General features: G+C 37.7%; 21 protein-coding genes and 1 other annotated feature. Of the genes, 13 read left to right on the top strand and 8 right to left on the bottom strand.

Annotation, left to right across the window (positions count from 1 at the left end; translation table 11 throughout):
* Window positions 1–160: 160 nt before the first annotated feature.
* From I586_RS12720 to I586_RS12685, 8 genes are all read right to left on the bottom strand, one after another.
* A complete protein-coding gene (locus tag I586_RS12720; protein WP_010766549.1) occupies window positions 161–2,797 on the bottom strand; it encodes a YfhO family protein in 2,637 nt (878 codons plus the stop codon).
* A 351-nt stretch (window positions 2,798–3,148) separates the two neighbouring features.
* Window positions 3,149–3,976 (bottom strand): histidinol-phosphatase HisJ, encoded by an 828-nt coding sequence (gene hisJ / locus I586_RS12715; RefSeq protein ID WP_010766548.1) that lies wholly within the window; start codon window positions 3,974–3,976, stop codon window positions 3,149–3,151.
* A gap of 41 nt (window positions 3,977–4,017) precedes the next feature.
* Window positions 4,018–5,265 carry a glutamate-5-semialdehyde dehydrogenase gene (locus I586_RS12710; RefSeq protein WP_010766547.1) on the bottom strand — a complete coding sequence of 416 codons (1,248 nt, stop codon included), beginning with the start codon at window positions 5,263–5,265 and terminating at the stop codon, window positions 4,018–4,020.
* A gap of 16 nt (window positions 5,266–5,281) precedes the next feature.
* Window positions 5,282–6,076, bottom strand: a complete 795-nt coding sequence (proB, locus tag I586_RS12705) for a glutamate 5-kinase (protein ID WP_010766546.1) — start codon at window positions 6,074–6,076, stop codon at window positions 5,282–5,284.
* Window positions 6,077–6,220: 144 nt separating this feature from the next.
* Window positions 6,221–7,459 carry a DUF1015 domain-containing protein gene (locus I586_RS12700; protein ID WP_010766545.1) on the bottom strand — a complete coding sequence of 413 codons (1,239 nt, stop codon included), beginning with the start codon at window positions 7,457–7,459 and terminating at the stop codon, window positions 6,221–6,223.
* Window positions 7,459–8,646: a phosphoglycerate dehydrogenase gene (locus I586_RS12695; protein ID WP_010766544.1), complete on the bottom strand. Its 1,188-nt coding sequence runs from the start codon at window positions 8,644–8,646 to the stop codon at window positions 7,459–7,461. Before I586_RS12695 ends, I586_RS12700 begins: the two co-directional genes overlap by 1 nt.
* On the bottom strand, window positions 8,647–9,738 hold the full coding sequence (gene serC, locus I586_RS12690) for a 3-phosphoserine/phosphohydroxythreonine transaminase (RefSeq protein ID WP_010766543.1): 1,092 nt from the start codon (window positions 9,736–9,738) through the stop codon (window positions 8,647–8,649).
* A 259-nt stretch (window positions 9,739–9,997) separates the two neighbouring features.
* Window positions 9,998–10,693 (bottom strand): MurR/RpiR family transcriptional regulator, encoded by a 696-nt coding sequence (locus I586_RS12685; RefSeq protein ID WP_010766542.1) that lies wholly within the window; start codon window positions 10,691–10,693, stop codon window positions 9,998–10,000.
* 42 nt (window positions 10,694–10,735) lie between these two features.
* Between I586_RS12685 and I586_RS12680 the strand changes: the two genes are divergently transcribed.
* The 13 genes from I586_RS12680 to rlmB all read left to right on the top strand — a co-directional run bounded on the left by I586_RS12680 (window position 10,736) and on the right by rlmB (window position 23,696).
* Window positions 10,736–11,353, top strand: a complete 618-nt coding sequence (locus tag I586_RS12680) for an AAA family ATPase (protein WP_010766541.1) — start codon at window positions 10,736–10,738, stop codon at window positions 11,351–11,353.
* Window positions 11,354–11,365: 12 nt separating this feature from the next.
* Window positions 11,366–12,682 (top strand): PTS sugar transporter subunit IIC, encoded by a 1,317-nt coding sequence (locus tag I586_RS12675; protein ID WP_010766540.1) that lies wholly within the window; start codon window positions 11,366–11,368, stop codon window positions 12,680–12,682.
* Between the two features lie 158 nt (window positions 12,683–12,840).
* Window positions 12,841–14,211 carry a hypothetical protein gene (locus I586_RS12670; RefSeq protein ID WP_010766539.1) on the top strand — a complete coding sequence of 457 codons (1,371 nt, stop codon included), beginning with the start codon at window positions 12,841–12,843 and terminating at the stop codon, window positions 14,209–14,211.
* A 126-nt stretch (window positions 14,212–14,337) separates the two neighbouring features.
* Complete coding sequence (locus I586_RS12665) at window positions 14,338–14,817, top strand: dCTP deaminase/dUTPase family protein (RefSeq protein WP_010766538.1); 480 nt, start codon at window positions 14,338–14,340, stop codon at window positions 14,815–14,817.
* Window positions 14,818–14,920: 103 nt separating this feature from the next.
* Window positions 14,921–16,291 carry a DNA repair protein RadA gene (gene radA, locus I586_RS12660; protein ID WP_010766537.1) on the top strand — a complete coding sequence of 457 codons (1,371 nt, stop codon included), beginning with the start codon at window positions 14,921–14,923 and terminating at the stop codon, window positions 16,289–16,291.
* Window positions 16,292–16,371: 80 nt separating this feature from the next.
* Window positions 16,372–17,514, top strand: a complete 1,143-nt coding sequence (locus tag I586_RS12655; RefSeq protein WP_010766536.1) for a PIN/TRAM domain-containing protein — start codon at window positions 16,372–16,374, stop codon at window positions 17,512–17,514.
* Window positions 17,501–18,226 carry a 2-C-methyl-D-erythritol 4-phosphate cytidylyltransferase gene (gene ispD / locus I586_RS12650; RefSeq protein ID WP_010766535.1) on the top strand — a complete coding sequence of 242 codons (726 nt, stop codon included), beginning with the start codon at window positions 17,501–17,503 and terminating at the stop codon, window positions 18,224–18,226. Before I586_RS12655 ends, ispD begins: the two co-directional genes overlap by 14 nt.
* A 9-nt stretch (window positions 18,227–18,235) precedes the next feature.
* Window positions 18,236–18,709 carry a 2-C-methyl-D-erythritol 2,4-cyclodiphosphate synthase gene (gene ispF / locus I586_RS12645; protein ID WP_010766534.1) on the top strand — a complete coding sequence of 158 codons (474 nt, stop codon included), beginning with the start codon at window positions 18,236–18,238 and terminating at the stop codon, window positions 18,707–18,709.
* Window positions 18,710–18,724: 15 nt separating this feature from the next.
* Window positions 18,725–20,182, top strand: a complete 1,458-nt coding sequence (gene gltX, locus I586_RS12640; RefSeq protein WP_010766533.1) for a glutamate--tRNA ligase — start codon at window positions 18,725–18,727, stop codon at window positions 20,180–20,182.
* Window position 20,183: 1 nt separating this feature from the next.
* Window positions 20,184–20,384: a binding site (T-box leader), on the top strand.
* A gap of 145 nt (window positions 20,385–20,529) precedes the next feature.
* Entirely contained in the window at window positions 20,530–21,066 is a 537-nt protein-coding gene (gene epsC, locus I586_RS12635; protein WP_010766532.1) for a serine O-acetyltransferase EpsC, read from the top strand.
* Window positions 21,063–22,475, top strand: a complete 1,413-nt coding sequence (gene cysS / locus I586_RS12630; RefSeq protein ID WP_010766531.1) for a cysteine--tRNA ligase — start codon at window positions 21,063–21,065, stop codon at window positions 22,473–22,475. Before epsC ends, cysS begins: the two co-directional genes overlap by 4 nt.
* Entirely contained in the window at window positions 22,472–22,870 is a 399-nt protein-coding gene (locus I586_RS12625) for a Mini-ribonuclease 3 (RefSeq protein ID WP_010766530.1), read from the top strand. The genes cysS and I586_RS12625 overlap by 4 nt, the downstream gene beginning before the upstream one ends.
* Entirely contained in the window at window positions 22,851–23,696 is an 846-nt protein-coding gene (gene rlmB / locus I586_RS12620) for a 23S rRNA (guanosine(2251)-2'-O)-methyltransferase RlmB (RefSeq protein WP_425250069.1), read from the top strand. Before I586_RS12625 ends, rlmB begins: the two co-directional genes overlap by 20 nt.
* Window positions 23,697–23,764: the final 68 nt, after the last annotated feature.

Below are 23,764 nucleotides of genomic sequence, written 5' to 3'. Positions count from 1 at the left end.
GACATAACTCTGCGAGTCATATCCCAGACACCTGGTATAAGAATAAATGGTGGGAGCAAGTGGTCCTCGATGCTTCGAGGATCGGAGTGAAACGAGAACCGTAGAGGCAGAAGCAACAAGTTTTTAACCAATATGTTGAACGCGTTTATTCTATGCTTATTTATTTTCTTTTCCGTTTTTTTGTTTTAGGTTTTACTAATGCTAACTTAGGTTTATTGGTCATTTTTACATAAACTACAAAACCACCAATACAGACAATAAATAAAATCACACCAGGGACAAAACCTTCTGGTAGATAAACAAATTCAATTGTATGTTCACCTTTAGTTACGGGAATACTAACAAAGGCCTTTTTAAACGATTGTACGGGTACTTTTTTCCCATCCACATAAGCTTTCCAGCCTTTATCATACGGAATTGTGGTCAAAAGAACTTGGTCTTTTTCAGCATGCACTGTTCCAACTGCTTTCCGTCCTTTCGCTGTCAAATCAGCACCTTTTTCTTGGATTGCTTGAACGGACCGCTCGAACGCTTTTGTATCTAATCCAACTACTTTTGGCTCCATGAAACTGACCGCAGTTGTGCCATAGAAACTAACAGTGAAAGTAACGGTAGTTGGCTCATCATAATAACCGATATTGTAATATTGACCGGTAATGTTGATTTGTGATTTTTGACTGCTTCCATTTACCGACATTGTAGCAGTTGAGCTTTCTAGCTGACCGAAATCTGTCGGAAACAGGCTAAGGTAAGCTTGAGTATTTGCGGGTACATCTACAGTCCAAGTGATATCTTTAGACACGTTGTTTTGCAATTCTCTATAGGTTACGGAGCCAGCATTTTGCTCAATCTTGACATTTGTTTTATTGAGAATCGTTGGCTGGTAAAATTTGAAATAGTCTTCTTTTTGTTCAGATAAGGCATTGAACAATTTAGTTTGGCTGCTTAAATTATCATTGGCGGGTTGTTTGACTTTATAGATATCTTTATCCGCTAAAAAGCCTAAAGGCAAAGCATTACTGTTTTCATATAATGAGAATTTCCCAGCTTTATCAATAGAGTTAAAGCCAAATTTGAATGGGTCACTTTCAGAAATATTATATTTGATCCCAACCAAAGAATCCATCAATAAGGTATTATTTGGGTAGCGAATATTCAGGCCAGTGCCTCTAGAACGGAAACCTAAGTCATTTAGATAAGAAGATGAATGACGATTTCTGATAGAAGAAAATAAGCTGACACCGCTATAACCATAATTGATACTATCGTTAGATGAAACTGGATTTAAGTTCTCTAAACGATAAAAAGAGTCATTTTCTTTTTTCGTTTTATCAACCAGTTTTTTGATAGAAGGATACGGTTCAGAGTAAAGACTGCGAGAAGCGTAATTCCAATCATCCAAAATCCCCTTCAACATAACGTTGGTGTTGATAAATGCTTCTGCCGAAACGAGCAACAATAGCAAGATGATCAGATAATTCATCGGTATCTTTTTCAATTGATAAAAAACGATTCCTGCCAAATACAAAGCTAAAAATAAAACAGTCAAAATAAACGATGTAATTGGGATGTAATCATAACTTGTTGCGCCTTTTGTTCCTTCTGCTAAAGCAAATACTGCAATGATCATGATAGTAGTAGCGACTAATAGACCCAGATCATCTCGTTTGAATTTCTCAAATCCATAACCTGCTAGCATTACTACTAAGAATGAAAATAAGAAACTGTAACGGAACAAGAACATATTTGGTGCATGCATACCGTGCCAGAATAAATTCAACGGTGTGATATAGAAACTGGCAGTTAGAATGACGAACAAGCTACCAAATAACAATTTGTTTTTCAAAGGAATCTCTTTTGTGACAAAATAAAAAACACAGAAAATCAATGGTAGTAGTCCTACATAAATAAAAGGGATCGAGCCGTATTTTGTTGTATCGTAAACACCAATCATGTTTTTCATAACGATATCCCAAAAGGCTGTTGCTTCTGTTTTGAATTGCGTCACTTGAGATAGCGTCTCACCATTTGCTCGTAAATCAAGAACAGCAGGTAACACCAAAATCATCGAAGCGCCTCCGGCTAAAAGAGAGGTTATGCCATAAGGAATAATCCGTTTTTTATATACTTTCCAGTTCGACAACATTCGGACGATAAAGTATAGAAATGAAAAGACACCAATCATAAAGCCCATATAGAAATTTGAAATAAATAACAGTAAATAACTGACAAACAATAACGTTGGTTTTCGTTCATCCATCAACCGATGAATACCTAAGATAACGAGTGGAAGATATGTAAAAGCATCTAACCACATAATAATTTCAGAATGCGCAGTTGCAAAAGACATCAGCGCATACGGAACGCTTAGCATCACATGTCCCCATTTAGGTATTTTAAATGTATGCTTAGCAAACACCCAAAAAGCCAAACCTGCTGAACCAATTTTTAATAAGGTAATCAAATAGAGCGCATCTGGAATATTTTGATTTTTAAAAAAGAGAACAAGAGGTGTGAACAATCCACCCAGATAATAGGAAATCAACGAAAGATAGTTGAGTCCTAACGATGCATTCCAAGTATAAAAAATGCTTTGTTTCCCGTGGAGCACATTATTAAAGCTAGCATGAAAGTTAGAAAACTGTGAAAAAGAATCACTCGCCATCACACTTCGGCTACTGCCCGGATAAATTCCGATACTTAAATAAATAATAACCATTACAAAAAAAGGAATGAAAAAGCTGGCGGTCATATACGGCCAATTTTCTTTAGTAAATGTTTGTATTTTTTTCTTCATAATCAACCTCACAACATAATAAATAGAATATATATAGTTTAGCATATCCATTGAGAAATTGATTGCTATAAAGAAAAAATTAAAGAAAATCGTGAACGATTAAATTAGAAAAAAATGTCATTTACGATTTTTCAAAATAAGATATCCACAGAAACAATAATGTGGAAAACAAATTTGCTTTAACTGTTATCCACAATTTAGAGTGTTGCGTCGTGTAAATCCAAAAGTTCGGATAACAGAGAATCGCAAATTCATTTTATAGAATTTAAGTAGAATAACGAAATAATAGCTTATTTTAAATATAAAAAAACTACGATTCGAAGAAGTAAGCCTTCAAGAATCGTAGTCGTGTTAAAGCCAGTGCTGAATCTTTTCATAACCTTGCCCGACATTGTCCAATGAATGTGTATCAGATCCATAGACAAAAGGAATCGCTGATTTGATTGCTAATTCAGTTATCCACACCTGTGGATAAGTCTGTTGATAACCCTGTTTATAAAATCCAGCTGTGTTTAAATCCAAACTGTATTTTTCTTGTTGTACCCGCGTTAAAAGGTTGTGGACAAGTGCTTTATTCGTTAAAGAATAATCCGTTGGTTCTTCAAAGAAACGCTCGAATTTTTGGCATAAGGAGATATGTCCTAAACGAGTAGGTTTAAACGGACCAAGATCAGCTTCTAAAGAAGCTAAAACCTTCTGGTAGTACAGTTTTTGAGCTTTTTCAAAGCTATCTAAGTAATCCACGATACCTGTCTTATATTCTTCAAAAGAATAGTCGATGCCACGTAATCCATCTTTCCCCTCAAGAAAGTGAACAGATAGAATCCCATCGTCTGTTTGTGGCCCATATTCAGCTAAAAAGTCACGAGTCCATCCTTCAAATGCTGAAAAATAATCCAATTCAAATCCAATGTGAATAAGAATGTCAGAAGCATACTTTTTTCGTAAATCATTCATTCTTTTGAAATAGTTATCCACATCATTTAAAGCCATTGAGGCTGTTGTCCACACTTTTGGATCGCCTGCTGCCAATTTTTCTATCCCTGTTGGTAAAGGGGCGTGCTCTGTAATACTGTATTCTTTAAAACCAAGGCGAATCGCCTTTTGAATCAATAATTCAGTGTCTTCGACTTTTCCATGTGGACAAAATTCTGTGTGCGTGTGTCCGTCGCGTTTCATGAAAGCCCTCCTAACGATTTTAGAATGGTTGTGGCTTCGTTTTATTTCCGATATTGCCCATCTCCATAAACAATATATTTCGTCGACGTAAGTTCTGCTAAGCCCATCGGACCGCGTGCATGTAATTTCTGTGTGCTGATGCCAATTTCCGCACCAAAACCAAAAACAAAACCATCTGTAAATCGTGTGGAGGCATTCGCGTAAACGGCCGCTGCATCCACTTGTTGTAAAAATTGTTGCGTAGCAAAGTAGTTATCGCTGATGATGCTTTCAGAATGTTTTGTATTGTAGCGATTGATATGTTGTATTGCCTCATCCAAAGAATCGACTACTTTAACAGCTAAGATGTAATCATTGAATTCAGTTTCCCAATCTTCTTGAGTTGCTGCCATCGAGTGCTCAAAAATAGCGAGTGCCCGTTCATCAGCTCGTAACTCTACATTGTATTCGTTTAATGCTTTTTCGATAACAGGTAGATAATCCTGCGCTACGTCTTGATGGATCAACAAGGTTTCAGCCGAATTACAAACTGAAGGTCGTTGGCATTTTGCATTGACGATGATATTGGTTGCCATCTCTAATTGGGCGTCTTTATCGATATAAACATGACAATTTCCAGTGCCCGTTTCGATTACGGGAACAGTTGCAGTGGTTAAAACTGTTTTGATCAAATTCGCACCACCGCGTGGAATCAAAACATCTAAATAGTCATTTAATTTCATTAATTGTTGTGCTGTTTCTCTAGAAGTATCGTCAACGAATTGAATTGCAAAAGGTGAGGCTCCTTTTTGTTTTAAAGCTTGTTGTAAAACAGTTACTAGAATTTGATTTGAATGAAACGCTTCTTTGCCGCCACGTAAAATCACTGCATTCCCTGTTTTAAAGCATAAGCTTGCAGCATCAGTCGTCACGTTTGGGCGGGATTCATAAATGATACCAATAACACCAAGAGGGACACGTTGTTTGCCGATCATCAAGCCATCTTCGTTTTTCCACATTTTGTCGACTTCACCGATTGGATCAGGCAATGTTGCGACTTGGCGAATTCCATCAGCCATGTCCTTGATTCGTTCGTCTGTTAAACGCAAGCGATCAAGCATAGTGTCGGTAATTCCATTTTCTGTGGCTTTCGCTAAATCTTTTTGATTTTCGGCTAAGATGTCATCTGTATTTTTCTCTAGTTCATCTGCCATACATTGCAATAAATCATTTTTTGTTTTTGTGTCCATTAAGCCTAATTTGTAGGCTGTTTCCTTGGCTTGTTTCCCTAATGTTAGTAAATCAGTCATTGGCTTTCCCTCCAGTTTAAATAAATAATGTACCGATCATTTCACCGTTTAAAATGTCAAAAATAATCTTAGGTTGTTTGCCATTTGCTAAAATCATAGCACCGTCATGTTCTAAAATGCGCTCTGCCGCTTTTAATTTGCTATACATGCCGCCAGTACCAAAGCGACTGCCTTTGCCTCCTGCCAGTTGTAAAAGTTCATCATTGATTTCATTGATTTCTGAGAACAGTGTTGCTTTTTTGTTTGTATTTGGATTATCAGAGAAAAAGCCATCGATATCTGATAACATGATCAACGCATCTGCTTGAATCAATTGGGCTACGATTGCAGATAACTGATCGTTGTCGCCAAATTTTGTTAGATGGTCCAATTCGTCGATCGCGACGGTATCATTTTCATTAATAACTGGAATAATCCCCATCTGTAGCAGTTGTTCCATTGTATTTGTCACATTTTTACGGCTTTCAGGGTATTCAATCACGTCTCTCGTTAATAGTAATTGAGCAATTTGTTGGCTATACGTCAAAAAACGTTGATTGTAGATATTCATCAACTCTGCTTGTCCGACTGCTGCTACAGCTTGTTGTTCTGGTATCGTAGGAGGTCGTTTATCCATGTTTAATTTATTTAAACCAACACCGATCGCACCAGAAGAAACTAGAATAATTTCTTTGCCTTGGTTGCGCAAGTCAGATAAAGTGAAAGCCAATTGATCGATGGCACTTAAATTGATATTTCCATTCGGATAAATCAAGGTACTTGTTCCTACTTTGATGACGATTCGTTTTGCTTCTTTTAATTGTTTTCGCATGGTTGACCTCGCTTATTTAGAGGCTTAGGTGGGAGGATGCGCTTCTACCTAAGCCGTTTTTGTTTATTTAAAAGAAAGCTTGGACAAAAAATTGTGCTTTTGTCCAAGCTTCAGTTTTTATTCTTCTATTTTACAGCTTTCTGCTTAATTTGTCTCTAAATCATGAACAAATAATCCACTCAATAATTTAGGCTCAAACCAAGTTGATTTTGGCGGCATGATTTTGCCAGCGTCTGCGACGTTCAACAAATCATCCATTGTTGTTGGGTAAACAGCAAATGCGACAGCCCATTGCCCACTATCCACTAACTGTTCTAATTCCTTCATTCCACGAATGCCACCAACAAAGTCGATTCGTTTGTCTGTACGGATATCTTGAATATCAAAAATATTAGCAAATACATGGTTTTGAAGTAAAGAAACATCCAGACCCGCAACAGGGTCGTCCGATAAAATCTTGTCTTTGGCGGTCAGTGTATACCATTGCCCATCTAAATACATCCCGAATGTTTTCGGCAGAGTAGGTTTACCGTCTTTCGTTTTGATAACAGTAAAATTCTTTTCTAAACGACTGAAGAAATCTGCTTCGATTGGTCCTTTTACGACACGATTATAATCTAAGATTTCCAATTCTTCTTTAGGGAAAATAACCGATAAAAAGTAGTTGAATTCAGCGGTATCTGTGCTGTCAGAGTGAGCTGCTTTTTTCTTTTGACCGACTTTTACAGCTGATTCAGTGCGGTGATGACCATCCGCGATATATAACGCTGGCACATCTTGAGCAAAAGTTACAACCAGTTGCTCGATCACTTCGGGTTTATTTATCAACCAAACGCGGTGTGTGACATCGTGGAAACTGGTGAAATCATAAGCTGGATCATGCGTTTTTTTCCAGTCATCCATCATTGTTTGGATTTGCTCATTTCGACGATAGGTTAGAAAAATCGGGCTCGTATTTGCATCGCAAGCTTCAATGTGGCGAATGCGATCGACTTCTTTTTCTGGGCGGGTAAATTCGTGTTTTTTGATTTTACCTTCTGTATAGTCGGAAATCGACGTGCAAGTCACAAGTCCTGTCTGAGCGCGACCGTTCATTGTTAATTCATAAAGGTATAAAAGCGGTTGATCATCTTGAATCAACCATTGCTTTTGTAAGAATTCTTGTAGATTACTTGCGGCTTTCTCATAAACTTGATCATCATAAGGCGAAAGTGTTTCAGGTAAATCGATTTCGGCCTTATCAATGTGTAAGTAAGAATAAAGATTCTGCTCACCTAGTTCGCGTGCTTCTACAGAATTTAAAACATCATAAGGCAATGTAGCGATTTTTTCACTGAATTCAGCTGCTGGTCGAATACTTTTAAATGGATGGATTAGAACCATTAATAACTCACCGCCTCAGTATTTTTGATTGTTCTTACACGAATAATATTTTCGGCTGCTTGAATTTTCTCAGCTGCAGCATTGATTTTTTCTTCGTCCGTTTCTGCAATATCAACAATTGTGTAGGCATAATCATCACGACTACGGTTGATCATTGTGTCGATATTGATTTCCAAGTTTGCGATCCCGGTAGAGATTTGTCCTAACATATTTGGCACATTTCTATGCACGATAGTGAAACGGAAAGGTGAATTAAAGGCCATCTCTACAGTTGGAAAGTTGACAGAGCGTTTGATATTACCTGTTTCTAGGAATTTTTTCAGTGTTCGTGCTGCCATTTTTGCACAGTTGATTTCTGCTTCTTCTGTAGAAGCACCTAAGTGAGGTAAAACCAAAACTTTTTCGTTGTGTAATAATCGTTCGTCCGCAAAATCAGTAACAAAATTACTGATTTCTCCATTCGCAAGAGCGTCAATCACAGCTTGTGTTTCGACTAATTCACCACGGGCAAAGTTGAGTAAAACGGCATTTTCTTTCATTTGTGCTAATTGTTCTTTGCCAATCAGATGGTGCGTATTTTCAGATAAAGGAACGTGTACGGTAATAAAATCACAGGTCTTTAGAACTTCTTCCATACTTTGCGCCCGTTTGACCCGACGTGAGATACTCCAAGCGGTATCAACAGAAACAAATGGATCAAAGCCAGTGACTTCCATACCTAAACGGTAAGCATCATTAGCAACCATTGCACCGATTGCGCCAAGTCCGATCACACCAAGTTTTTTACCTTCTAATTCAGTACCTGCAAATTGTTTTTTCTGTGCTTCAGCTTGTTCTTCGGTATCTGTTCCAGTCAACGTTTGGACCCAATTAGAACCTTTTAAAATCGGACGGACAGATAAAAGTAGGCAGGCAATCACTAATTCTTTTACCGCGTTCGCGTTGGCCCCAGGTGTATTAAAAACGACGATGCCATTTTCGGTACATTGCTTAACAGGCACATTATTGGTTCCCGCACCAGCACGAGCAACAGCCAAAACGGAAGTAGGAAATGCATAGTCATGAAGTTTTTCACTACGTAAGATGATACCAGCAGGTGTTTCAGTTTTGTTGATGGTGAAATTTTCTTCGTTAAAACGTGCTAAACCAACGGGTGCAATTGCATTGAATGTTTTAATATCATACATCTATTTTGTTCCTCCATTTTCTGCTTCAAATTGTTTCATCAACTCAACTAAGGCAACGACACCAGCTTTTGGAAAGGCATTGTATAAACTTGCGCGCATACCACCTACAGAGCGGTGTCCTTTTAAGTTTTCAAAGCCTGTTGCTAAAGCTTCTTGATTGAATTTTTTATCCAAATCTTCGTTTCCTGTGATAAAAGGAATGTTGTTGATCGAACGATCTTTTGGATTGACTGGTGACGAAAATAGAGCAGATGAATCGATTTCATCATATAAAATGGCTGCTTTTTCTTTGTTTTGTTTTTCCATTTGACTCACGCCACCTTGTTCTTTGATCCATTCAAAGACAAGTTTTGCCATGTAAATGCTGTATGTTGGCGGGGTGTTGTACATTGAACCATTTTTTGCATGGATGTCATAATCTAACATGGCGCTAAGAACATCTGCTTGGCCGATCAAATCATCACGAACGATCACAACAGTTAGTCCAGCTGGACCGATATTTTTTTGTGCCCCAGCATAAATCAACCCAAAGTCAGCAACATTATAGTCGATCGACAAAATATTTGAAGACATATCAGCCACGATTGGAACGACTCCTGTATCAGGTAAATCATAGATTGTTGTGCCTTCAATTGTATTATTGGTCGTGATATGGACATAAGCAGCATCTTGAGGAATGTCTTCTTTGCGGATGTCAGGAATATAAGTAAAATTTTTATCTTCGCTTGAGGCAATCACTTCAACATCGACATTACCAAGTTTTTTCGCTTCACTGATCGCTTTTTTTGCCCAAGAACCAGTATTGACATACAACGCTTTTTTATGTTGCGCTAAATTCAAGGGAACCATAGTAAACTGCATGCTGGCTCCTCCTTGTAAAAAGAGTACTTTATAGTTATCGGGAATAGTCATTAATTCTCTGAGTAATGTTTCGGCATTTTCAATGATCGATTCAAAAAGGGAGGAACGATGACTCAACTCCATCACGGACATACCGCTGTTTTCGTAATTCACCAATTCGGATTGTGCTTTTTCCAATACACTTTTAGGTAAAACGGCGGGACCAGCTGAAAAATTGTAAACAGTTTTCATACATCTATCTCTCCTTCGATATGATCATTCACTTACCATTATATTATAGTAAATGTGAAAACCATTATAACAGAAAGCTTACATTAAAAAAAGATTAAAAAGTAAGTTTCGTATTTTTTTTCACAGAGTTTTTCATTTCGAACACAAAATAAACATGTTTACAAATCTGTAAACATGTTTATATCTAGCTGAAAGCGCTTCTTATACAGATTTTTTTCCACTATAATACGGATGAAGAAACATCGGCCGAATCGTTCTTCTACCGTAAATTTTGAAGTGTATAACTCATGAGCAATTCAAATTGAATTAGAACTGTTCCAAAGAATAACTGAGGATAAAAATCTTGATGGGAGCTTTGGGAGTACGTATTTGTACTGATAGAAAGTGTAGAAAGTCTGCTAATAGCTGATTGGTCACTACCGACAAAGCAAATACTTTCCAACTCATTTGCTTGAGCAATTTCTGCTAGTTCAAACATCCTACCAGTATTACCGGAATTGCTGATGAAAATCAGTAGCACATCCTCTTTATGGCTTTCTCTTAAAAATTCTAAGTGACTGTTTGACGTAGCTCTGAAACCGTAGAGATTGAAGTATTCAGAAAAGTAATTTGCTAAATTTTGCGAAAAACCAGATCCTAAGATCATGATGTTTTTATCTTGATATTTTCTTAAAAGTGTTAAGAAATCTTCCCCATACGCCTTAATCACATCATGTTTTTCAAGACGTTCTTGGTTAAGATTGAACTCACTAATATAAAAAACAAGTTCACTATACCCAGTAAAGTTCATCTTCTTAGCCATATTAATGATCGTAGCGGTTGAAACAAAGCTTTGTTTCGCAATTTCTCGAATACCTAAATTTTTTAATTCCTGGCGATGGTCGGTCATATATTTTAGAATTTGACTTTCCGTTTTATTCAATTGGTATTTTTCTGCAAGACTATCGATATTCACTAGAATCACCCTTAAAATCATTTTAGTTAGGAGTATTATAACATGACAGAACAAGAATATATCAATGATCCGTGGGCAAGAATCAAAACTAGAAATAACTTGAATGGCGATGAAGTGGTGTCAGCACTGCAAAAATCGATTCGTCGTGGAAATGAACGGGCGGCATGTGATTTTGCTTATGAAATGTACATCACATCTCCCCAGTTTGAAGAAAAATTATGGCGCAGACTACTAGCGATTTCGGTAGAAGATATTGGTATGGGGAACGAAAATGCTGCAATCATGGTCAATAACTTGAATCAAATGCGTAAAGAATTTCAATACAATGAATCAGATCGTGCGATGTTCTTTTTCCATGCGATTCGTTATTTATGCCAATCTGAAAAAGATCGGTCCTCCGATTTATTGAAAAATATCGTGATCAAAAGTTTTGCGATGGGCTACGTACCTGAAATTCCAGATATCGCATTAGACAAGCACACGACACGAGGGAAAGAAATGGGCCGGGATTCAAAGCATTTTCTAAATGAAGCAAGTGTTGTTATTCCTCAGGCTGAAGTCACAAATAACTATAAAGAAGAATACGCAAAAATCATTGATCACTATGACCCTGATGAAGTTGTTGAATCGGCTTTTGAATTCAATTCTTGGCAAGTCTAAGGAGGAAATCTAATGAATAAATCAGATAGCGCAAAAGAGTCTGTTGTAAATCGATTGAATGACATTTTAAGTCCCTTTGCAAATAAGGTTGGAAATCAGCGACACCTTAAAGCAGTTTCGACTGGGATGATGTTTGGTCTACCGTTTATTGTGATTGGTTCATTTTTCTTGATTTTTGCAAATCCACCTATCAATATGGAGCACTATGATCCTTCACATGCTGGGATTTTTATGAAGTTTTTAGCTAATTGGAAAGAATTTGCTGTTGCTAATTATGATATGATTACAGCACCTTATAATTTAACGATGGGCATTATTGGGTTGATCAGTGTTTTTGGAATTGCCTATTCACTATCCAACGAGTACAAACTGAATGCAGCTATGAATGGTATGGTGAGTATGGTAACGTATCTGCTAGTGTGTACGCCAGTTAAAGAGGGCACAATTTCTCTGACTTATTTAGGGACAAATGGGTTGTTTGTGGCAATTATTTTAGGCCTGTTAGTTGTAGAAGTTAGCCGTTTCTTTGAAGTGAAAAACATTAAAATATCGCTACCGGATACAGTACCGCCAATGGTTGTGACGTTTATCAATACATTGATTCCTTTAGTGACAAATATTATCCTATTTTATGGGTTGAATTTAATTTTTCTAGGCATGATTGATCAAACATTTCCTGATGCGGTAATGTCTGTGTTGACACCAGCTGTTAACGTAGCTGGGAGTTTAGGTGGTTTACTATTGATCGTAACGTTGGGAAATGTGCTTTGGTTGTTTGGAATCAATGGGTCCTCCATTATTTTTCCAATCGTTTTTACCTTAGGCGTTGCGCAAACAGGACTGAATGCAGAGCAAGCTGCCAATGGAGAAGCAATGACGCATTTGATGAACTTGCAAATGTTTCGTATTTCTGTTTTAGGTGGGGCTGGAAATACACTAGGTTTAGTGATTTTGATGATGTTTAGTAAAGTGCCACAATACCGCACGATTGGCAAATTGTCTTTTGTTCCAGGTATTTGTTCAATTAACGAACCAGTTATTTTCGGATTGCCGATCGTGTTTAATCCGATTTTAGGGATTCCATTTTTGATCATGCCAGTCATTTCCCTATTTTTAACCTATTTTGCTCAAAAAATTGGGCTGATCTCCTTAGGTTTCATTGTAGATCCGTCTTTCACACCATTCTTTGCCCAAGCCTATTTAGCGACGATGGATTGGCGTAATATTCTATTTTACATTTTTCTAGTTGTTTTAAGCATTTTTGTTTATTACCCGTTCTTTAAAGTTTTTGAGAAGAATCAAACAGAATTAGTAAATGAAGCATTGTAGTAAAATAATGAGAAGCGTTAGGTAAGAATTTAAATAAAAACAGACGTCTATTGCATAGTTTATGTTATAGACGTTTTTTCTGTTGGTGATTGATTCCACTTTTGGGTCTAACGTGATAGACTACCTACATGACAAACCGATTCAAAGGAGATTAAATAATGTCTAAACTAAAAGAATTAGCGCGCAACTGCCTACAAGTTGCGCCGTTTATCTTATCAAATACAATAATTTTTATCCCTTATTTTTTATTTCTGAGTTTAAGTGATGGCACGACGATGGAAAGAATTTTACCTTTTGTGCTTTTTTATACCTTTCGTATGACGGGCATCTTTTTGTTAAAAAGTTTTAAGTTAGCTTTGACCAGTTTTAATGTGCTGATCATTTCTATTCTAATTGGTGGTGCCGGGTGTTTGATCGGCATGTTTGGGCAATTTTATTTTCCGGCATATCTTTTTTCAGCCGTTTTGTTGGGACTCAGTGCATCCTGGCTACCAGCAGCCAATACCACTGTGAATTACCATGAAAAACGTCAAGGTTATTCTGCTTTGACAGGTAGAAAGTATTTCTTTATCATTTTGATTTTTGCAGGAATCGTCGCTACGTTACTGATGACGAACGAATGGAGACTTCCTTTAATTTTAGGGGAATATACGTTACTCTACATTGCTGCGTATCATACGGTGACCCATTATCCTGATTATGAAATTGATTTCAATGAAGTTGACCAACACGTAATATCAGTAAAAGAGTTCTTTTTATTTCTATTTTACTTTGTTTTGTTGTTATTTATCCGCTCGGCTCGTTTGTTATTTGATCCCCATCTTTTGGATGTTGGACTGATTGGGTTTTCTGTGTTGTTTTTAATAGCAGGTTGGTACTTGAGTCGACAAAGAAAAACTTGGAAGCTTCCTTTATGGTTGAATTTACTAACGTTTGCTAATGGTATGTGTATGAATTTTTTACTGCTTTTTGGTACTTTTTACGTATCACTACGCTTGGGAATCGATCGCCTTACAGCTAATCTATATGTTCCATATATTTTAGGAATCGTGTTATCAGCACTTGTTATTAAATTTTCGTATCGCCTGTTTGCTAAAGTGGACCCCAAAATCATTCATATAAGTGGCTTTATTCTTTCGTTGATTTTACTATTATTTCGACCACTTTTTCCAATCGGCATTTTTCTATTAAGCTGCTTCATCAGTGCAACAGGTAATTTTTTGAATCAACACTATTATTACGAGGAGAAATTACCACAAGATCAACGGATCATTGCGAAGTATAGTACACAAACTAAAGGTAGTTTGACCCATCAATTGTTATTAATGAGCGTTTTATGGTTATTAGCTAAACAAGCACAATTACCAGTTCAAACAGTTTTGCAAATCACTGCTCATCGTACCCACAATCCGCTTGCTCTTCAACTAGTTGAGAATGTTCATATCATTAGCATTGTTGGATTGATCCTTTTGTTCTCTTTTATTCTTTATGAGGTAATAAAAAGTGAAAAAACGAAGAAATATGAATAAAATGAGCCCAATTAATGTGCAAACATTAAAAAAACACAAGAGAAAATTAAAGATACTGTAAAAGTAAGCTGGGAATCAGCGGAGTATGTTAAAATAGAAATAGTTTACAAGTAGAGGAGATTTTTGATGAAACAACGAGGATTTGAAATTATTACGGATTATGCAGACCAAGGTATTGCAATACCGCAACGTGCGACAAAAGGTGCTGCAGGTTATGACTTTGAAGCAGCAGAAACAGTTGTTGTACCAAGTATTTGGCAATTACAGGCACAAGGTGTAGCGCCAAAACCAGTTTTAGTTAAAACAGGAATCAAAGCATACATGGCTGAAAATGAATATTTAGAATTAGTGAGTCGTTCATCAAACCCTTTAAAACGCTTTTTAATGTTAGCGAATGGTGTGGGCGTGATTGATCGTGATTATTATAATAACGAAGGGAATGAAGGTCATATTATGTTCCAATTTTTAAATTTTGGCTATGAAGAGATGGTCATTGAAAAAGGGGAACGAATCGGACAAGGGATCTTCAAACCATTTCTTTTGGCAGATATTGATGACGTAGAAAACGAACGTACAGGCGGTTTTGGCTCTTCTGGCAAAAACTAAGATGAATTCACTGAAAAACTGCGTATTATACAGTGGGAAGTCTTAGTCGAAGAGACCTAAACTATGGTAAAATAAAGAATACATCAAAACGAGGAGATAGCATATGGCGAAAAAAGCAAAAGTTCAATTTGAGTGTCAAACGTGCGGGTATATCTCCCCTAAATATTTAGGTCGCTGTCCAAACTGTGGACAGTGGAACACAATGACAGAAGAAATCATTCAGGATACGACGGATCGTCGTGCTAGAGTTAGTTTAACAGGGAAAAAGACACAACCACAACGTTTAGCTGAAATAGTTCCCAAGAAAGAGCCAAGAGTTAAAACGAAGTTGGTCGAACTAAACCGTGTGTTAGGCGGTGGCGTTGTTCCAGGATCGCTTGTTTTGATTGGCGGAGATCCAGGGATCGGTAAGTCGACACTTCTTTTACAAGTGTCGCAACAACTTGCGGAAATTGGTGGTAAGGTGCTATATGTTTCTGGCGAAGAAAGTGCGGAACAGATCAAAATGCGCGCCGAACGATTAAGTTCGATCGATACAGAATTTTATCTTTACGCTGAAACAGATATGAACGAGATTTCGCGTGCAATCGAAAAACTAGAACCTGATTATGTGATCATTGACTCTATTCAAACGATGACGCAACCTGATGTAACCAGTGTTGCAGGTAGTGTTAGTCAGGTACGAGAAACAACGGCTGAATTGTTGAAGATTGCTAAAACCAATGGGATTGCGATTTTCATTGTAGGTCATGTGACCAAAGAAGGATCGATCGCAGGACCGCGTATGCTTGAGCATATGGTGGATACCGTTTTATATTTTGAAGGAGATAAACACCATACATTCCGAATTTTAAGAGCCGTAAAAAACCGTTTTGGTTCGACCAATGAAATCGGAATCTTTGAAATGCGAGAGCATGGACTAGAAGAAGTGGCTAATCCGTCTCAAGTGTTTTTGGAAGAGCGGTTAGCAGATGCAACTGGCTCCGCAATCGTTGTCGCAATGGAAGGAACACGTCCGATTTTAGTTGAAGTTCAGGCGTTAATAACACCCACGATGTTTGGGAATGCGAAGCGAACGACCACAGGGCTAGATTTTAATCGAGTTTCTTTGATCATGGCTGTTTTAGAGAAGCGTGCTGGATTATTACTGCAAAATCAAGATGCGTATTTAAAAGCCGCTGGTGGTGTAAAAATCAACGAACCGGCTATCGATTTAGCGGTAGCAGTGAGTATTGCTTCTAGCTATAAAGAAAACGGCACTAAGCCGACAGAATGTTTTATTGGTGAAATAGGTTTAACAGGTGAAATTCGCCGTGTGAATAGTATTGAACAGCGCGTGAAAGAAGCACAGAAACTAGGTTTTACTAAGATTTATTTGCCAAAAAACAATTTGGGTGGTTGGACGCCTCCAGAAGGAATCGAGATTGTTGGCGTAGCTACAATTGGAGAAACACTAAGAAAAGTATTCAAATAGGATGGAAGTTGGAGATCGCGACAACAGGTACGGTTTCTGCTTTCAATCTTTAAATAAGTATGATATTGGAGGATGAATCTATGCAAAAACGTGTCATCACACTGCTGATGGTCGTCGCTGGCGCAAGTTTAGGTATCTCATTGTTACCGATGGCTTGGGATATGGCGAAACAGGCAGATAACACATGGCTAAACAATAACTTTACTAACAGTTTGATTGGTGCACTTATTTTCTTTATTTTATCGTTAGGGTTAGCGAAGTATATTGTTTCAGGCGTGAAAAAAGTAGAAGCAGCATTAAATGAAATGAGTTTGACCTATCTATTATTCGGAAGTGTTGGTGCAATTTTAGGATTGGTCATTGGTGTGATCATTTCAATTCCAATGTACAACTTGAATATCCCGTTTGTAAATAGCGTACTGCCGATTTTAGTGATGATCATTTTTGGTTATCTTGGCTTTCGTATGGGAACAACTCGCATTGATGAATGGCGTAAAATTTTTACCCCTAAGCAAAAGAAAGTTCAGTCTGATGGTGAAGGTGAAGTATTAGATCGCAAAGTGGAAGATCATTTCCATAAATATAAAATTTTGGACACAAGTGTCATTATCGATGGTAGAATTTACGATATTGCGAAAACAGGATTTTTAGAAGGCGTTATTTTAATTCCTAATTTTGTGTTGTATGAATTACAATATATTGCCGATTCTGGTGATAGTTTAAAACGTGTTCGTGGCCGTCGTGGTTTAGATATTTTAAATGCTCTTCAAAAAGAAGAAGGTATTTCAGTAGAAATGTATGAAGGAGACTTTGAAGATATTTCAGAAGTCGACAGCAAGTTGATCAAGCTAGCCAAACTCTTGGACGGAGTAGTTGTAACAAACGACTATAACTTAAACAAAGTTTCTGAATTTCAAAACGTGCCTGTTTTGAATATCAATGCGTTAGCCAATGCTGTAAAACCTGTGGTGATTCCTGGTGAAACAATGAATGTGATGGTTGTAAAAGCGGGAACAGAACGTCAACAAGGTGTCGCTTATTTAGATGATGGCACGATGGTTGTGGTCGAAGATGGCCAGCATTATATGAACGAGCATATTCAAGTAGTTGTTACTAGTGCCTTACAGACTGCAGCAGGTCGAATGATTTTTGCTAAACCAGCTCACTCAGGTCGCGGAATTGACGACAGTAAAGAAGAACATAGAGTCAATGAGAAAAGCTGAAAATAGAAATAAAGCACTGGACTATGAAGTGATACTGTTGGCTGCAGGACAAGGGAAGAGAATGGCTGCTAGTCGGAATAAGATTTTATTGCATTTAATAGGTAAGCCAGTTATTTCTTATTCATTAAATACCTTTTTAAGTGATCCAGCATGCAAACACATTGTTCTAGTCGCACAAGAGGATGAACAAGAGTTATTAGCTGCGCTGGTTAAAAAAGAAACCAAGAAAAAGAAATGCCACATAACGATCGTTTCTGGTGGTTCTGAGCGTCAATACAGTGTTTATAATGGATTGAATGTACTCATGAATTTAGAGAATATTGTAATGGTTCATGATGGTGCTAGACCTTTTGTCAATTTAGCTCAATTAAAATCACTTCATCGAAAAGTGCAAGAAACAAGGGCTGCTATCTTAGGTGTTCCAGTTAAAGATACCATTAAGCGGGTAATAGATGGGATTGTGCAAGAAACAGTTCCACGTGAAACATTATGGCAAATTCAAACACCCCAAGCTTTTTATGCTAAGGATTTACTTGCTGTTCACAAATGTGCACAACAAGAGGGATACTTAGGTACAGATGATGCTTCACTTATTGAAAAATATAGCCATTTAGCAGTTTCGATGGTCTTGGGAAGTTATGAGAATATTAAGTTGACTACACCAGAAGATATGTTGATTGGGGAAGCAATTGTGAAACGAAAAAGAAGCTAGGTGAAAAAAATGATACGAATTGGACAAGGATTTGATGTTCATCAATTAGTAGAGGGGCGTAAGTTGATTATCGGTGGCGTGGAACTTCCGTTTGATAGAGGCTTACTAGGACACTCAGATGCTGATGTGCTATTACATGCAATTACAGATGCAATCTTAGGCGCTGCAGGCTTTGGAGATATCGGACATATGTTTCCAGATACAGATCCTAAGTTTAAAGATGCAGACTCAATGAGATTATTACACGAAGCGAATCAAAAAATTTTGGCTGACGGCTTTACTATTGGCAATATTGATTGTACAATTTTAGCAGAACAACCAAAAATGAAGCCTTATTTAGAACAAATGAAAGAAAACATCGCTAAAGCGTGTCAGATTGAGCTAAATCAAATCAATTTAAAAGCCACAACGATGGAAAAAATGGGCTTTATTGGTCAAGAAGAAGGAATGGGAGCGATCGCGGTCGCTTTACTTGATAAATAGAAAGAGGAATGCACAATGACAAAAGTACGTGTACGTTACGCACCAAGTCCAACTGGACACTTGCACATCGGAAATGCAAGAACTGCTTTATTCAATTATTTATTTGCCCGCCACAACGATGGTGACTTTATTATTCGTATTGAAGATACCGATCAAAAGAGAAACATCGAAGATGGCGAAAAAAGCCAACTAGAAAACTTAGCTTGGCTAGGGATGGATTGGGATGAATCTCCTGAAAAACCAGGTGAGTACGGTCCTTATCGTCAATCAGAACGTGGCGAAATTTATCAACCTTTGATCGATCAACTGTTGGTGAGCAATCGTGCTTATAAATGTTATTGTACTGAAGAAGAATTAGAAGCTGAAAGAGAAGCACAACGTGCCCGCAGCGAAATGCCACATTATTCAGGTAAATGTGCGAACTTAACACCTTCTGAACAAGCGGAAAAAGAAGCACAAGGACTGAAACCAGTTATTCGTTTCCGTGTACCAAGAAATACATCTTACACATTTGAAGATATGGTCAAAGGCGAAATCGTTTTTGAATCAGATAATATCGGTGGCGACTTCGTTATTCAAAAACGTGACGGTATGCCGACATATAACTTTGCAGTAGCAGTGGACGACCACATGATGAAAATCACCCATGTTTTACGTGGAGATGATCACATTGCGAATACACCAAAACAATTGATGGTCTATGAAGCGTTCGGTTGGAAAGCACCAGAATTTGGTCATATGACATTGATTATCAACTCTGAAACAGGGAAAAAATTAAGTAAACGTGATGAATCAATTTTACAATTTATCGAACAATATCGTGAACTTGGCTATTTACCAGAAGCGATGTTCAACTTTACGGCTCTATTAGGCTGGTCTCCAGTAGGGGAAGAAGAAATTTTCTCTCAAGAAGAGCTGATCAAAATCTTTGATCCAGAACGTTTAAGCAAATCACCAGCAGCATTTGATGGGAAAAAACTTGAATGGGTCAATAACCAATACATGAAACAATTAGATTTAGATGTTTTAACAGATATGTGTCTTCCATATTTAGTAGCAGAAGGCAAAGTCGAAGCACAACCAAGTAGTGAAAAATTAGAATGGTTGAAAAAAGTAGTTAGCTTATACCAACCACAAATGAGTTATGCTGCTGAAATCGTCAATGTATCTGAGTTGTTTTTCAATGAACACCCAGTTTTAGATGATGCAGCCAAAGAAGTTTTAGCTGGAGAAACAGTTCCAGAAGTTCTAGCTGCTTTCAAAGCACAATTAGAAGCAATGGATGTTGTTGATGTACCAAGTATCAAAGCTGGGATCAAAGCAGTCCAAAAAGAAACAGGCGTGAAAGGTAAAAATCTATTTATGCCGATCCGTGTAGCTGTCTCAGGACAAATGCATGGCCCAGAATTAGGCGATACAATTGAACTTTTAGGAAAAGAAAAAGCCTTAGATCATTTAAATAACGTTTTATAATAGAAATATGTAGAGAAGAAGAAGTAAAAAAGTGTGTGTCTTTAGAGAGACTGTGGATGGTGAAAACAGTTGTCAGCACTTTTTGAAATGCATCTTTGAATAGTTTCGGCGATAGGTAGCTGAAAACGGCCAACAACCGTTATCTGTTTTGAGGCAGGGAAACCTGTGAAAAAAAGTGGAACCACGCATAAGCGTCTTTTAAACGGAAGTATTTCGTTTAAAAGATGCTTATTTTATTATCTAGTTTCACAAACGGGGTTTTAAGAAAAAGAGTTCCTTGTGTACTGTCAGTCCTAAACGAACCTGCTACATTGTTATGTTTAATATCAAATGAAAGGAGTAAGAGTATGAGTTGGTTGAAAAGAGCTGTTGAGGCCGTCAAAAACAATGACCCAGCAGCACGGTCAACATTGGAAGCACTGTTGACATATCCAGGGGTACATGCACTATTTTGGCATCGTTTTTCCCATTTTTTATATAGACATCGCTTGTTTCTTTTAGCAAAAATCCATGCGCAGTTTTGGCGTTTCATCACAGGAATTGAGATTCATCCCGGTGCAACGATTGCGTCAGGTGTTTTTATCGATCATGGTATGGGTGTCGTGATAGGTCAAACTGCGGAAATCGAAGAAAATGTGGTATTGTTTCATGGTGTGACTTTAGGAGGAACAGGTAAAGATACAGGGAAACGTCATCCAACGGTCAAAAAGGGAGCGATGATCCATGCCCACGCTCAAATATTAGGACCTGTCGTAATAGGTGAACGGGCAAAAATTGGTGCATCTGCCGTTGTTTTAACAGATATTCCAAATGATGCTACAGCTGTAGGGATACCAGCGAAAGTCGTCAGAATCAAAGGAGAAAAAATTGGAGGTAGCGTATGATTCAAATTTATAATACATTAACGAGAGAAAAAGAAGTATTTCAACCAATAGAAGAAGGGAAAGTTCGGATGTATGTTTGCGGACCAACTGTCTACAACTATATCCATATCGGAAATGCGCGTAGTTCAATGGCTTTCGATACCATTCGACGCTATTTAGAATATCGTGGTTACGAAGTGAATTATGTATCAAATTTTACAGATGTCGATGACAAAATTATTCGAGCAGCTAAAGATCTGGGCATAACAGCGCCTGAAGTTGCAGAACGTTTTATCCATGCATTTGAAGAAGATACAAATCTTTTGAATGTAAAACCAGCTACCTTACATCCACGTGTGATGGATCATATGCCAGATATTTTGACCTTTATCCAAACGCTGATCGACAAAGGTTATGCCTATGAATCACAAGGGGATGTTTATTATCGGACCCGAAAATTTGAAGGATACGGCAAACTTAGCCATCAATCGATCGATGAATTAGAAGTGGGAGCCAGTCAGCGCACGGGTGTTGAAAAAGAATTGAAAGAAGATCCACTAGATTTTGCGTTATGGAAAGGTGCCAAAGAAGGTGAGATTTCTTGGGATTCCTCTTGGGGACCAGGTCGTCCAGGCTGGCACATCGAGTGTTCTGTCATGGCAACAAAACATTTAGGTGATACAATTGATATTCATGGTGGTGGTCAAGACTTAGAGTTTCCTCATCATGAAAATGAAATTGCTCAAAGCGAAGCGAAAACAGGACAAAAATTTGCCAATTATTGGATGCATAATGGTTTTGTAACAATTGGTGAAGACGATGAAAAAATGAGCAAATCGCTTGGGAATTTTGTAACGGTTCATGAACTGACTAAACAAGTTGACCCTCAAGTGTTGCGTTTCTTTATGGCAACAACGCAATATCGCCGTCCTATTCGTTACAGTGAAACAACGATGAAAGAAGCGGGAGTCAATTTACAAAAATTAAAAAATGCGTTTGAAAACTTGACCTTTAGAAAAGCTGATGCTGCAGCAACACTGGGTGAAGACGTCAGCAAACTACAAGAATTAGCAGATTTAGAAACACGTTTTACGACTGAAATGGATGATGATTTTAATGCGGCAAATGGTGTTACTGTTGTTTATGAGTTAGCTAAATGGTTGAATCAATACAGCGAACAAGAAATCGTTTCAACAGTCGTTACAGAAAAGGCACTAGAACAATTTACAAATTGGTTAAGTATCTTCGGTATTTTCTTCTTATCTGAAGAATTGCTGGATGACGATATCGACCAATTGATCGAAGAACGCAATCAAGCCCGTAAAAATCGTGATTTCGCCCGTAGTGATGAAATCCGTGATTTATTAAAAGACAAAGGAATAACCTTGGAAGATACAGCGCAAGGTACTAGATGGAGAAGAAGTGAATGAGAGATTACACGCAACTAAACGGTTTAGCTCTAGCTTATGTAGGAGATGCGATTTACGAGATTTATATTCGTGATTACTTAGTAGAGCAAGGACAAACAAAACCCAATATCTTACATCGAATGGCAACACACTATGTTTCAGCGAAAGCTCAAGCTTTTTTGATCCAAGAAATGTTAGAAGAAAAACTGCTTACAGAAAATGAAGAACTAATGTATAAGCGTGGGCGTAATTCGAAAAGCCATACATCTGCAAAAAATGCGGATATCACAACGTATCGAATCGCTACAGGTTTTGAATCGTTGATGGGTTATTTACATTTAACGAAACAAACAGATCGTTTGGAAGAATTGATCGATTGGTGTATAAAAAAAGTAGGTGAAAAAAATGAGAAATGACAAAAAAAAGCCTTTTAAAGGCAACAAGCCACAGAGAAAACAACCATTTAAAAAAGAGCCGAAAAGAGAACATGAAGTGACTCAAGAAGCAATCGAAGATAATTTTGTGTTCGGGAACCATGCAACGATCGAAGCACTTCAACAAGGACGAGGCAACAAGTTATTTCTTCAAGAAGATAGTAAAAGTGAAAAAGTAGAACACTTAAAACAGTTAGCAAAAGAGAACGCAGTTCCTGTTAAATGGGTACCTAAACAAAAACTAGATACAATGACGGATCATGGTGTGCATCAGGGGATCGTATTAGCGATTACAGCATACGAATACTTAACGTTGGACGAATTGATCGATCGTACAAAAGAGAAGACTGAGACGCCCTTTTTCTTGATTTTAGATAGTTTAGAAGATCCACATAATTTTGGTTCTATTTTGAGGACAGCTGATGCGACAGGAGTTGATGGTATCATAATCCCAAAACATCGTGCAGTAGGTATTACCCCAGTGGTTACAAAGGCTTCGACAGGTGCTGTTGAATATATTCCAGTTGCTCGGGTAACAAACTTGGCACAAAGCATTGCCACGTTGAAGGGAAATAGTTTTTGGATTTTCGGTACGGATATGAGCGGTACGGATTATCGCCAATGGAATACACAAGGTGCGATTGCACTGATCATCGGCAACGAGGGCCGTGGTATGAGCCAAGGACTGCATAAAGAAGTAGATGAACTATTAACGATTCCGATGGTCGGACATGTTCAGAGTCTTAATGCAGGTGTTGCAGCGGGTCTGTTGATGTATGAAGTCTATCGTGGGCGTAATCCTCTTTAGAAATTTAGATAAACGTTGAGAAAAAGCTTATTGACGGTAAGATAAGTTTTTTCTTGGCTACTTACATA

The sequence above is a fragment of the Enterococcus moraviensis ATCC BAA-383 genome, from assembly GCF_000407445.1.
GTDB lineage: Bacteria > Bacillota > Bacilli > Lactobacillales > Enterococcaceae > Enterococcus_L > Enterococcus_L moraviensis.
The sequence above is the reverse complement of the archived record's forward strand: the minus strand, read 5'-3'. Positions and strand labels throughout refer to the sequence as shown.